A 13,668-nucleotide genomic window follows, 5' to 3' on the forward strand; every position below is an offset into this window, starting at 1 on the left:
TCAATCTTAAGTATCAGTAAGGTGTTCTTGAATCAATTGCTCGATCTTCTCTGTTTGGAATTGCTTAGCTAATTGTATGACTTCCTGAATAAAGGGCTGATAGCGCTCATCCTTTTGCCCAATTTCTGCAGCGGTTTCTGCCAGTTCTCTCAGCAGACCATCCTGTGCTAGTTCCAGTAAAATTTGCAAGTCCGCCGCCGATGGGGGAATTAGTTCTGTAGCGGATACTTTATTATCGCTTGTGCTTAACTCAGTTGCGTCATATTTCCAGATGAGTTGTAAATGCTTGGCCACCAACATCAACAACTCCTCTGCCTCAACGGGTTTGGTCAGAAAATCATCCCCTCCTGCTTCTATACTCATCTGTTGATCTATTTGCGCTACTGATGCTGACGATACAAGCACTTTCAAGTGTTTTAACTCCTGTGAGCTGCGTAATTTTTTGAGGAGTTCAAAGCCATCCATTATCGGCATCACTAAGTCAGTGATGACCAAATCCGGCAGTTTTTCTCTAGCTTTTTCTAAGCCTGCTTGACCATTCTCCGCTTCGGTAAATATGAATCCCAGCGGCTCTAGTAGGTTCACCAATACTGAGCGATTTTCCCAGCGGTCATCCACAATTAGAATATGACGCGATGCACCTTCATAGCCGATGATGGTGCGTCCGTCTTTGACTGAACTTTTTTGTGCCCAGTCTGTGGCGATTGGCAGTGCTACCTCAAAGTAGAAGGTGCTGCCTACCCCAAGCTGACTCTCAACTTGAATTTCTCCGCCCATTAATTGCACAATTCTTTGGCTGATGGCTAAACCTAAGCCTGTGCCTTCCGATTGGCGTTTGCGATCGCCTACTTGTTCAAAGGCTTGGAATAGTTTGTTTACTTGGTCAGATGCGATGCCGACTCCTGTATCTATCACTTGGAATTTGAGCCGAGGCAATGGCATAGTGGCATTTGGTTCTATCGCTTCTACTTTGAGGGTGATGCTGCCTTTGTCGGTGAATTTAATTGCATTTCCTAGGAGATTGAGCAGCACTTGGCGAAGTCGTTTTTCGTCAGTTTCAATCCCTGTGGGTAAGTTGGGATCTGGTTGATAAATGAAATTGATCCCTTTTTGGTCAGAACGCACTCGACAGATTTCTACTACTCCTTGCAGGAAGGATGGTAAATGAATGGCTTTGGGGGTAAGTTCGAGTTTACGGGCTTCGATTTTGGAGAGGTCTAAAATGTCGTTGATTAATGTCAGTAAGTGAGAGCCGCACTGGTGAATAATATTCACACCGTGACGTTCTTTCTCGGGGATAACTTTGGAGCGGCCCAGAATTTGGGCATAACCGAGAATCCCGTTGAGAGGTGTGCGGAGTTCGTGGCTCATGTTAGCTAAAAATTCGCTTTTAGCTTGGTTGGCCGCATTGGCATAGTCCTTTTTTGCCTCCAAATCGCGATAAGATTCTGCTAACTTGACAGTCATGCGGTTGAACTCGCTGGCTAATTGCTCGACTTCATCACCAGTCTGGATGTCTAATCTGTAGTCCAGATTACCCTCTCTAATTGTCGCTACTCCTGCCTGAAGTTTTTTGATAGACCAGACAGCAGGCAATAGAATTAAGAAAAACTGCCCCGTAAGAATTAGCAAAGTAAAAACAAGGATTCCCCACTTGACGATTTCCTCGGTTTGATTGAGATTTTCCCCTTCTTTAACGGCTTGTTTTTGCTGTTCTTGAAAAATTTTAATAATCTTAGAAGTAAAAAAATTAATGTCTCTGTTAAAAGTGTTGATAGATCTATAGTCTTCCTTAACCTCTGCTAGAGGTCGAATCTTTTGGGCAATAACCGATTGACTAATTTCGGTAGCCAACCGATCAAAAGTTTGATATCGACGATACACAATATCTAATTCTTTAGTGGCGGGACTGATTTTTTGCATTTCATCTAATATAGATAAAAATTGTTCCTTCTCCGTTTCATATTCGGCAATTTTGACTTGAGGATTTTCTAGCACTAACAAATCTTTTAATGTAATAATTTGACGCGCTAAGAGAGAATCTATAGTTTGAGCATTCCCCATCAACTTCAGGCTTTTATAATGTGCCTTTTCTACCACATTACGTGCGCGTCCCAGCACTATGTTACTCATTCCTAGGGCAATGACAATCATCCCTAAAGTTATTACCGAAGAACCAAAAAATTTTTGCCAAATTTTCATTTTTTATTACCCAATTTTTCCTCTAATTGTTTTTTGACTTGCTTGACCTGATAATAGTCCGAGTCTTGCACTAGGGTATATCCATTAGAAGGAGTACTATTAAGATTCAGCATTCCAACAGGGGCGCTGAGAAATGCCTCTTTCAATTCATCAATAAGCTGGGGAGATAGTTTCTGAGAAACAACAATAGGAGATTCGGGAATTGGTTCCGATTCCCAAATGATCTGATAAGAATCATTAATTGTGCCAGCTTCTTTAGTTTGATTATAAACGTCTAAATTAATGGCTATGGCATCAACTTTCCCATCTAGCAGCGCAGCTAAGGTGTTCTCTTGACTTTTAAAGAACTGAACCGAGGCAAAATCGGTATCAAAGGTGAAACCTAGACCTAACAAGTGAACTACAGCAAACATATAGCCTGATGTTGATAGTTTACTGACAAAGCCAAGCCGCTTGCCCTTAAGATCGTCGAGGGTTTTGATCCCATTCGCAGAATTAGCGACAATAGCTGATTTATACCAAGGCCGGCCCGTACTTTTATTGATATGGGCAACGATCGGCTCGATTTGCGGATTCCGTTGCTTTGCCTCAATATAAGAGAGTGGCCCTAATACGGCGACTTGCACCTTTTCTTCTACCAAGAGGTCAACTGTACGATTGTAGTCTTTGATCCCTTGGATAGATACAGGTCGTTTCAGGGTTTTAGTTAGGTATTCAGTTAAAGTTCGTAGTTGTTCCTGTTGCTGTTTGTCATTCCTTGAAGGGATAGATGCGATCGTTAAAGTTGAGGGCAGGCTTTCAGCGCTAACTTGGCTAGTTGCCGTTGGCTGAGGCTTATTGTTAATAGAAGTTTTAGTAGTGCAACCTGTACTAATCACTATTAATGTAGGGAGGGTTAAAGCAATAATTGCAATTTTTCCCTTAATCAATGAATGGAGTTGTTGCTGTAAATATGCTTGCATAGCTGGACGCTCCTTAAATTGGATATTAATACTAATATTTGGGAGGTTTAATTAAGCGGACATTAAACATCTGGTATAATTAGTAACTTTCTCTATTGCATAGCACGTTATCAGAGTTTTGTCAAGTATAAAAACATACAATCACAGCAATTTTATCAACTTAATCTAATGTTAAGGAATTGGTAATAACTCATCTTGTGTTCGCTAGTTTTTTAAGGGTAGGACGATCGCAAACTCCGTCCCTTCTCTCAATACAGAATTTACCTCTATTGTACCGCCGTGTTTCTCAACTACAATCTGGCGGGCGATCGCCAATCCCAACCCCGTACCTTTCCCGACTTCTTTGGTAGTAAATAACTCATCAAAAATCTTCTCTCGCACGGCCTCACTCATGCCCACACCGTTATCTTTAATGCAAATTATCGCTTGTTTTTTGTCGCTCGAAATGTCGGTTTTAATGGTAATTTGATTGGCAATTTCTGCAGAATGTCGTCCTTGATTTGATTCCTCCAAAGCATCGATCGCATTACCTAACAAATTCATAAATACTTGATTCAACTGTCCGGCATAACACTCCACGGGTGGCAAATTCCCATATTCCCTAATCACTTTGATTTCGGGACGAGTATCGTTAGCCTTGAGGCGATGTTTCAGGATCGTAATGGTGCTATCGATGCCATCGTGGATATTGCAAGCTACGGGATAGTTAGTATCCGCACGGGAGAATGTCCGTAGACTGGTACTAATATCCCGAATCCGCTTCACGCCTTCCCGCATCGAACCTACTAATTTCGGTAAATCTTCCCGGATGTATTCCAGATCGATGTTCTCGATTTCTTCTTGAATCTCTGGATCGAGTTGCGGATATTTTTCTTCATACAAATCGAGCAATCCAAACAAATCTTTGATATAATCTAAGGCGGGTTGAATATTACCAACCAGAAAACCAACGGGATTATTAATTTCGTGGGCAACCCCAGCTACTAAGTTTCCCAATGCTGACATCTTTTCGCTTTGAACTATTGTTATTTGTGCCTGCTTGAGAGCTGTAAGTGCTTGTTGAGATTCTTGATACAAACGGGCATTTTCTAAGGAAATAGCAGCTTGAGAAGCCAGCAAATTTAGCACTTCAATGCGATCGCTCGTAAATGCCCCAACCGTCAGGTTATTTTCTAGGTATAAAACTCCTATCAACTGCCCCTGATTAAGAATTGGAATACAAAGAATACTGATCGGCTGGTGCTGTTCAATATAGCGATCGCTCCCAACCTGGGAACTTACCCTAGCATCAACTATTACCACAGGTTTCAAACTGCGCTTGACAGTGTTAACCAAACTAATTGCTACATCCTTAGTGGATTCTAGAGGTATTGATGGTAATAGCTCAGGTTCCTGTCCCTCTGCTACAAGCGCCGCTACCTGTAAATACTGTTTTTGTTTGAGCAATAAGACACACTTAGTGGCGCCAGCATTCGCGATCGCTATTTTTAGGAGAGTAGTCAGGAGTTTATCTAGTTCAATCTCCCCAGAAATGGCTTGAGAGGCTTGCATCAGAGTAGGCAAATCTAGAAAATCAGAGTTGCTGCTAGAAGAGTGAGTAGAAGTAATCGTTCCCCGGGCGATCGTTTCCTTAAAAGAACTAAAGGATTGAGCTTGCTGAAGGATAATACCGAGTAGGCGAGGATAACGTTTTTCCAAATCGTCTATTTTGGCTTTAGCTCCCCATCGGGCATAACAATAATACGCTTCAATCATGTAGGCTTGAGCTACTTTTTCTTTGCCCCATTCCAAGTAGAATTTCGCTGCGAGTTCGTTGGCGAGGGCTTCTTCGTTGAGGAAGAGATTTTCTTGAGCTAGTCGGATGGCGCGATCGTACATTTCAAGTGCATCTGCCTTGTAACCCAAAACCCGCTGCCGTTCTGCTTCCACTAAATACCACTTATGCAGATGATTCATGGGAGCATTTTGCGCCCATTGATGCAGAGTGGTTTGATGGGTTTCCACGAGGGCAAGAGTTTCAGCTTGCTCGGTTTCGGGTTGTGTGGAAAACACTGCCAGGTACGTCAGGGCTGCATAGAAATGGAAAATGGGAACATGAGCCAATCCCGATAATGCCATCAAATACGGCTTGACTTGGCAAATATGGTTTAAGGCAGCCGGATAATTGCCGCCTAAGTAGGCAAGCAGCAGTTTGTAAATATATACAAGAGCGATCGCACTGAATTCACGATCCTGATAGTGCTTAGGAATCATCACCGTTTCATCATAGGCAGTTCCCATTAAGCAATCCGACAGAGTACGAACTTCCCTCAAGTTATGCAACATCTGCTGCTCCATACGCAAATAAGTCTGAGCAGAATATTGCTTCACCTGAGCCAAGGTAGCACTGTAGACTGCAAGTTCCGGTTCCCAAGTATCCAGTTCTACCCCACCGTAAAAGTTGATGTAGCTGTAAGTAGCTATGTTGTAGCCAGCGTTGAGAAAATCCCCAGTTTCCATGCCAGCCATAAAGCCCTCTTTCAGCGTTGGTAGCCCTGCCCTCATAGCATTTTGATGGTGCTGAATAAATGCCCCAAACATATTATGAGTAATGCACTTAAATTCTCGTGCATTTACCCGATCGAGCAAATTCAATGACAATTTACCAAAGCTATAGCCCGTTTTTGCCTCTCCCAAAAAGGCACTTAATACAAGTCCGTGAATCGCATAGCCCACCGTTGATGCGGGTGCATTCCCAAAGGAGAGCGATAAACTTACCATTGTGGAGCTAAGTAGGGGTACTAAGCCTGGAATTCCCTGAAGAATGGGTGCAAATAACATGGCCAATATTGGCATAGCTGCCTGAGTCTGAGGATCGCTCATCACAGGCAGATCGATTAGTTCCTCAATCTTTCTGCCGCCGAGGGAGCCCGCAAGGCTCTGTAGCGCTTTACCAATCAAGGCTTCGTCAGCTTCGGTGGGGAGTTCAACCCCCAATTGCCAGAGTGCATCTCTGGCTACTGCAATGGCTTCTAACGTCTTACTCTGTGCTGTCTGTGCGACGATTTGAATTTCGTAAATTTTGATTTTGTCTAAGATTGTCTGTGCATTCTGTAACACCCGTGCGCCCATCTGTTCCATGCCATCAAAGTCAGCATTCAAATAGGCGACTTCAGCAGCCGCAACATAGAGGTTCAGGGTTAATTCATACTGGCTTTGCCAGCAGTTGGCTGTTAGTAGATCGATGCCTGTTTGCAGATAAACTCTGGCTGCCGTGTAGGCGGTAGAATTTCTGGCTTTACAACCGGCTTCTAAGTTCAGTTTAGCTAAGGCTTCTCGTTCGCTCGCTTGGGTGATTAACTCAATTCCTCGATTCAAATGCCCGACGATATCAAACAGTTTTTCCTCTAGCTCTATTTTTGAAGAATTTTGCTGAAGTAATTGTCCGATTTTGAGATGCGTTGCTTTTTTCTGTGAATCGGGAATTAGCGAATATGCGGCTTGCTGGACGCGATCGTGTAAAAATCGATAAGTTGGATTAGCTGAAGCCTTGAAAACTTCATCACTATCCGATTCCGTAAAGAACTTATAGATTTTGGTCGTGGGAATCACCAAACCTTCCTGTAATGCTTTCCATAAAGCGGTAGCCAGCACTCCAGCAGATTTCTCACTGACAATTACTAACGTATTCAAATCAAACTGCGATCCTATACAAGCAGCTAAGGTGAGAACATCCTGGGTTTCTCTGGGCAACTTCTGCAATTGCAATGCCATGAATTCAACGACATCATCAGTGATAGCTAAGGCTTTGACTTGGGCAATATCACACTGCCAATGCCGAATATCCCAATTAAAGCTAATTAGCTGATCGTCATGTAATGTCTTGAGAAACTGAGTTGCAAAGAAAGGATTTCCCTGAGTTTTTTGATATACTAACTTTGTCAAAGGTTGGGCAAGTGATGATTCGCTAGTCAGCGTATCCGCCACCAACAAATTCATATCTGGTTGGCTTAAAGCTTGCAAAGTAATCCTATTCACTGTTGCCCCCGTTTTAACTATCTCATCCACTGTTAAGATAAATGGATGCACGGGCGAAACTTCATTATCTCGATAGGCCCCCAATACTAATAAATATCCTGTATCCATCATCAATAATTGTAGCAAATTCAGGGAGACTGAATCCGCCCATTGCAAGTCATCCAAAAACATCACTAAAGGATGTTCTTTGCTCGTGAAAACTTGCACAAACTTCTGCATTAGCAGATTAAAGCGATTTTGGGCGGCACTTCCTGACAATTCTGTTGCAGGGGGTTGAGCGCCAATTATACGTTCTAACTCAGGAATCACGTCAATCAAGACTTGTCCGTTGTCTCCCACTGCTGCTAAAATCTGGGTTTTCCATGTTTGCAGTTCGGTATCAGATTCTGATAGCAATTGACCCATTAAGTCGCGGAAGGCTTGCACAAACGCACTGAAGGGAATGTTGCGTTGAAATTGATCGTATTTGCCTTTGATAAAATAACCGCGCTGACGGACAATGGGTTTATGAACTTCATTGACAACGGCGGTTTTCCCAATTCCAGAAAAACCTGCTACTAGCATCATTTCGCTGCTACCTGTGCTGACTCGCTCAAAGGCAGCTAATAGTCGATCGACTTCTTTTTCTCTACCGTAGAGCTTTTCCGGGATAGTAAAGCGATCGCTAATATCTCGTTTTCCGAGTTCAAAAGATTCTATCTTGGCTGTTTTTTGTAACTGAAATAAACACTTTTCTAAATCGTGCTTTAGTCCTAATGCACTTTGATAGCGTTTTTCTGCATTTTTCGCCATCAGCTTACTGACAATTTTCGATAAAATTATGGGAACTTCTGGATTTGTTAGATGGATCGGTTTCGACTGTTGAGCGAGGTGACAATGCACCAATTTCATCGGATCATCAGAGATAAATGGCAACTGTCCTGTTAACAATTCATAAAAAGTCACACCCAGGGAATAAAAGTCACTACGATAGTCAATGCCTCGATTCATCCGTCCTGTTTGTTCGGGGGAGAGATAGGCTAATGTTCCTTCTAAGATATTAGGGTTCTGAATTTCTTGGGTTTCTCGTGGTAGGAGGGATGCAATACTAAAGTCAATTAGTTGAATTTGTTTGGTGTCTGGATTAATGAGAATATTAGCGGGTTTAATATCTTTGTGAATGACTCGGTTTTGGTAGAGATAGTGAATAATGTCTGTTAGTTGTATGGCGAGTTGGAGAAATTCTGCTAAAGGTAAAGCTTGAGATGGTTGGGTTTGATTTGTTGGTGTTTTGAGATAAGTAGATAGGGAGACTCCGCCAAAGTCCTCCATTACTAGGGCATAGCTATTCTGGTGTACTTCCAGCGTCAAGGGTTTGACGATGTGAGGGAAGTCGAGATTTTTGGCAATAGTATATTGGTTGCGAAACTGGATGAGCTCGTTGAAGGAGGGGTATTCGTTTCGCAGCAGTTTGATGACGACTGGGTATTCGTCACGGGTACGGATGCCTCGATAGACTAGGGTACGTGTACCTGCATAAAGTTGCTCTGTAATCTGATAACCTGACAAATTTGCGATCGCATCCATAACTCGTTTATACAACAGTTAAATTAAAACCTTCTCTTCCATTGTATTTTATTATTTGACAAAGATAGCGATCGCAAACTCTGCACCCTCGCTAGGGACAGAATTAACTGTAATTTTTCCCCAATGTTTATCAACTATTATTTGACAGAAAGCAATTTGGTCCGGGGCCCCCGGATTCATCCGTGGATATTTGAAAAAATCTCCGCATCCCGATCGCAAGTCCCGAACTCATCCGTGGGAGCAATCTCAAATATCAAATCTCCAATTTCCCATTTCAAATCGCATGACGTGCGATCGCTAATCCTAAATTAGTTTCTTTGCCTACTCCGCACTATTTGCGCTATGTTATGTATAGTATGGTTGCGTAATTTCTGATAATATCAGAAAACAATAATTTGTAATTTTTCCCGCCAATATACGCAGATAAACCAGCATATAAACTTGATACTATCTGCGTACATTAGCCTGCATCTGCGGTTGTATTATGCTTTATTCCCCGTAGTGGCCGCCGACAACCTTACCCCGAAACACAACATAATTGTAGATGTTGTAAAAAATCATAATCGGGATCAGAATGCCCATAAACACAATCATAAATACCAGGGCGCTGGGCGAAGCGGCGGCTTGGTAAATCGTGATTTGCGAGGGAATAATGTACGGAAAAACAATCAATCCCAAGCCGATGAAAGTCAGCAAAAAAATCAGAATCGTCCAGATAAACGGCGTTCGTTCTTCCTTGCTTGCGAGACTTTTCAGCAGCAGTCCCACCAACAGCACTCCCAACAAAGGAATCGTGGCAAAGACATAAACTAGCGGTTTCTCGAACAACCTGGATCTAGCACTTTCGTAAAAAATCGGAGTGGCAATTGTAATTAAAATCGCTCCGATTAAAGTTGTCACCGCCGCAATTTTAGCCGTGCGATAGTGATTTGTTTGCAGTTCGCCCTCCGTTTTCATAATTAGATAGGTTGAACCGATCAAAACATAGCCTTGAATCAGCGTCAAAGCAACCAAGATCGAGATCCAATCCAGCCAATCCCAAGTAGTCCCCACAAAGTGACCGGCTTCATCAACCGCAATGCCTTCGAGCACCGCACCTAGGGCAAATCCTTGAGCTAAAGCTGCTAAAAAACTGCCAGCACCAAAGGCATAATTCCAGAATAATTTGCGATTAGAATGCTCGCGAAATTCAAAGGCTACAGCCCGAAATATCAAACCAAAAAGCATCATGCAAATCGGTATGTACAGCGCTGTCAAAATCGTGCCGTAAGCGAGAGGAAATGCGCCAAATAAAGCGCCTCCCATTAAAACCAGCCACGTTTCGTTCGCGTCCCAAACGTTGCCTAAACTCGTCATTAAAATGCCCCGGCGTTCCTCGTCGGAAGCAGTCAGAGAGAGGATGCCTACTCCTAAGTCAAAACCGTCTAGCATGACATATAGCAGGAGAAACAAAGCCAAAACTACAAACCAAACTTGTGGGAGAAAATGCTCCAAAGCTTGCATAAAATCTCCTATTGTTGTGCTTCTAAGGGACGTTGATCGGGAATGTGTTCTGCGGGTTGACTTTCGATTGCAGGTTCATTGTCTAAACCTGGCACAGGCAGACTTAAATTAGGGCCTTTGCGGATAATTCGGCTGCCAAAATACAAGGCACAAACAAACAAAAAGCTGTAAACAACGGCAAAGAAACTGAGAGAAGTTAAAACATTGCTGGCGGGGATGTTTGACACCGCGTCAGCAGTGCGAATTTGCCCGTATAAAGCCCACGGTTGTCTGCCGACACAGCGCACAATCCAACCCGATTCTACAGCAATATATCCCAGGGGAGCAGCTAATACCCAAGCGCGCATCAGCCAAGGTTGACTGCTAATATTTTCAGCAGAAAGTTTGCCTCGCAGCCACTGAATTATACTGAACAGCATCAGTCCTAAAAAGAAGAATCCAATCCCGGACATGATACGAAAACAATAGTAGATTAAACCCACCATCCGGGGTCTATCTTCTGGCTTCCATTCCTTCAATCCGAGTACGGGTTCGGAGAGTTTTTGTTTGAATTCCAGAACGTATCCTAAGCCATTGGGAATGCTAATTTCCCAGTCATTTTTTTGGGCTTTTTCATTAGGCAAAGCTAGCAAAGTCCAATCTGCTGACTCTCCCGCTGGTGAAGTTTCCCACTTAGCTTCGATTGCTGCTAATTTAGTGGGTTGATAGTGATAAACTTGTTCGGCGCTCAAATGTCCGATGTATATCTGCAAGGGTGCAACGGCGATGGCTGTCGCTATGGCAATTTTTAAAGACTTGGAAAAAAAGGCTTGGTTGCGCTTATTGAGAATGTACCAAGCGCTAATTCCGCCAATGACAAACAGCGAAGTTTCTAACGTCGCAAAAAACATATGGAGAATGCTGTTTAATGCGAACGGGTTCATAATTGCTTGAAAGTAATCGCTGACAATAAACTTGCCATTGACCATTTCTCCGCCTGCAGGAGTTTGCAGCCAAGAGTTAGCGACTAAAATCCAGACTGTGGATAGGTTTGCGCCGAAGGCTACCATGATTGTAGCGAAATAATGGACGATCGGGTTAACGCGCTCCCAACCAAACAGCATAATGCCTAAAAAGCCGGCTTCTAGCATAAATGCCATTGAAGCTTCAAAGCCTAAAATGCTGCCAAAAAAGTCACCTACTGCTTCGGAAAATGGTGCCCAATTCGTGCCAAACTGAAATTCCATCGGAATTCCTGAAGCTACTCCAATACCGAAGTTGAGGACGTAGAGTTTAGACCAAAAACGAGCGTGATGGTAGTAGTCAGGATTGCGAGTTTTCAGCCACATTCCTTCAACAATTACCAGATAAATTCCCATTCCCGTAGTCAGAACTGGCCACAGCATATGGAATATGGCGGTTAGCGCAAATTGCATCCGCGATAGGGCCACGGTGTTAGATAAGATATCCATCGTTATATCCTTTGCTCAGTTCAAAAGAGGTTAGCTTGCACAAATTCCATAATGGACACTGGTTATAATGTAGTGTAAAAAATTGTGACATTTTGTAGAGTTGGCAATTTTTAAGGTTTTATACAGATTTCGGTTGTATTTTCTTGTATGTTAAAATATGTAGATTATGATTTGCCGTTGGGTGGGGGCGGGTTTATGAGATTGTGGGTTTTAGGCATTTATTTTCGGTGAACCCGCCCCTACAAGATTTATGTTCGGTGATGGAAAGATTATCTTAGCGAACCGTGACTGTATAAGTCAGTTTAAAGGGTTTAAAATTAGCTTTATTTTTGGCTGTTCCGGTCAATTCAAGTTCGTACATCCCACCATTGGGAAACACGATATCACCTCCCGGTATTCCTTGATATTTTTCCGCAGATATGGCTTTTAAAGGCGGCTGCATCAGCGGCTTATCCCCATCTTTACGATTTTTCGGATAAACCGCTAATTTGCAATTACACTGCTCTAGTGGGATAATTTGACCGCCCCTGCGAGTTAGCGAAAACCACACTCTCGCAGGCTGTCCGGCGCGGGGGTTGTGGTTGGGTTCTAGGTGAAAGGTAGCGGCTACATCTCCGGATACTTCGACTTCGTGCGCCAAAACTGAAATCGAATTTAACAGCAGCGCACTGGGAATTGCTGCTTCAACTAGCAATCCCAAAAAAACTAACAATCCTAAATTTTTACTTTTGTTTGACAGGCGAAACATAGAACTTCTCCAGTGATAAAATTGACCAAAATAAACGCGATCGCACAAACATAACTAACACCACAACCACCGCTAACACCGCTGTCAGCAGTTGATTGTGCAACTTCCATTCAAAACCGCCGAGATAGTGGGAACCGATGAGTGCCGCGTGTACAGCGCACAGCAAGAAAGCTGGAACGCTTAACAGGTGAAGCATTCGCCACAGTTGGCCTAAATAATTTTGAATGCGATCGCAACTTGTAACCGCCGCCGGCAACATCAACAGCAGCGCCGTCATCCCAGCCGCCATTCCCAACTGATGCTGTGGCAACATGAAGGACACAGCATCCAAATTCCATTTCAGCGTATGATCCAGCATATGAAACGTGTGGGCGACTGCGAGGACAAACGCGCCCACACCCAAGGCGCGGCGGTAGCGCAGCATTTGCGGCAAAAACTTGCTCACCGGACGCGCCAACAGTGCTAGCATCAAGCACAGCAGCGCTGCGTGGCCAGTAAAATCAACCATTTCATCGGTTCGCAGCAAGGTAAGAATCCCGATCGCCACAGTCACCCAACCACCCGCACGAAACAGTTGACTGCGCTTGTCCGCGCTCAATCTGCCAGCAAAAAAACCCACTCCCAGCATAGTTGGCAATGTGCCCAGTCCAAAAGCCAGCATCGTCGCCGCACCCAAAACCGGGTTTCCGGTTTCCGCCGCCTTAATCTGCGCCGCGTAGAGGAAACCGCAGGGAATCAAACCCCAAAGCAAACCCAAAGCAACCGGCACCCACCAGTTTTTTTGCGCCGAAAGCTTGCTCATTGCTTGTCCGACTCGATCGTGCGACATTGGGTGCAGCAGTGGCAATCCCGGCAGCAAACCCGGTTTAATTTGCACTACTCCGAACCAAATCAGCATCGTGCCCGTCAGAAGTGCGATCGCCCGCCGCAATTCGCTACCCGTACCTGCCAAAAGTCCGCCAGCAATTAACACCGAACCCAGCCCGCCAATTGCAGCACCAACCAAAGCGTAAGCAGCAATTCTTCCCAAATTCAGCAGCAGGTGAAAGCGGAAAGCAGCTAATTTATCGTTGCCGGAATTAGAAAGAGAAAACGCCATTGTCAGCGGGCCGCACATCCCCGCGCAGTGACCGAAACTGCCGAGAAATCCCAAAGCGCTAATTAGCAGCAGGTCTAGCATTTTGAGTCAGTAGTCAGCAGTCATTAGTTATTAGTTTTT

Annotated in this window: 7 protein-coding genes; all 7 read right to left on the minus strand. The window is 43.9% G+C overall.

All coding sequences use genetic code 11. From position 1 onward, the window contains the following. Positions 1-6: 6 nt before the first annotated feature. Positions 7-2,202, minus strand: coding sequence for an ATP-binding protein (locus tag QT992_RS05230; protein ID WP_333314834.1), 2,196 nt, complete (start codon positions 2,200-2,202; stop codon positions 7-9). Then, positions 2,199-3,164: a phosphate/phosphite/phosphonate ABC transporter substrate-binding protein gene (locus QT992_RS05235; protein ID WP_333314836.1), complete on the minus strand. Its 966-nt coding sequence runs from the start codon at positions 3,162-3,164 to the stop codon at positions 2,199-2,201. Before QT992_RS05235 ends, QT992_RS05230 begins: the two co-directional genes overlap by 4 nt. A 204-nt stretch (positions 3,165-3,368) precedes the next feature. Beyond that, positions 3,369-8,747 (minus strand): AAA family ATPase, encoded by a 5,379-nt coding sequence (locus QT992_RS05240; protein ID WP_333337916.1) that lies wholly within the window; start codon positions 8,745-8,747, stop codon positions 3,369-3,371. Between the two features lie 489 nt (positions 8,748-9,236). Further along, positions 9,237-10,250: a cytochrome d ubiquinol oxidase subunit II gene (gene cydB / locus QT992_RS05245; RefSeq protein WP_333337903.1), complete on the minus strand. Its 1,014-nt coding sequence runs from the start codon at positions 10,248-10,250 to the stop codon at positions 9,237-9,239. A gap of 8 nt (positions 10,251-10,258) precedes the next feature. Next, a complete protein-coding gene (locus QT992_RS05250; protein WP_333314842.1) occupies positions 10,259-11,701 on the minus strand; it encodes a cytochrome ubiquinol oxidase subunit I in 1,443 nt (480 codons plus the stop codon). Between the two features lie 274 nt (positions 11,702-11,975). Next, complete coding sequence (locus QT992_RS05255; protein WP_333337900.1) at positions 11,976-12,449, minus strand: hypothetical protein; 474 nt, start codon at positions 12,447-12,449, stop codon at positions 11,976-11,978. Then, positions 12,424-13,629, minus strand: a complete 1,206-nt coding sequence (locus tag QT992_RS05260; protein ID WP_333153378.1) for an urease accessory protein UreH domain-containing protein — start codon at positions 13,627-13,629, stop codon at positions 12,424-12,426. Before QT992_RS05260 ends, QT992_RS05255 begins: the two co-directional genes overlap by 26 nt. Between the last annotated feature and the right edge of the window lie 39 nt (positions 13,630-13,668).

The organism is Microcoleus sp. T3_D1 (assembly GCF_036700405.1).
Lineage (GTDB): Bacteria > Cyanobacteriota > Cyanobacteriia > Cyanobacteriales > Microcoleaceae > Microcoleus.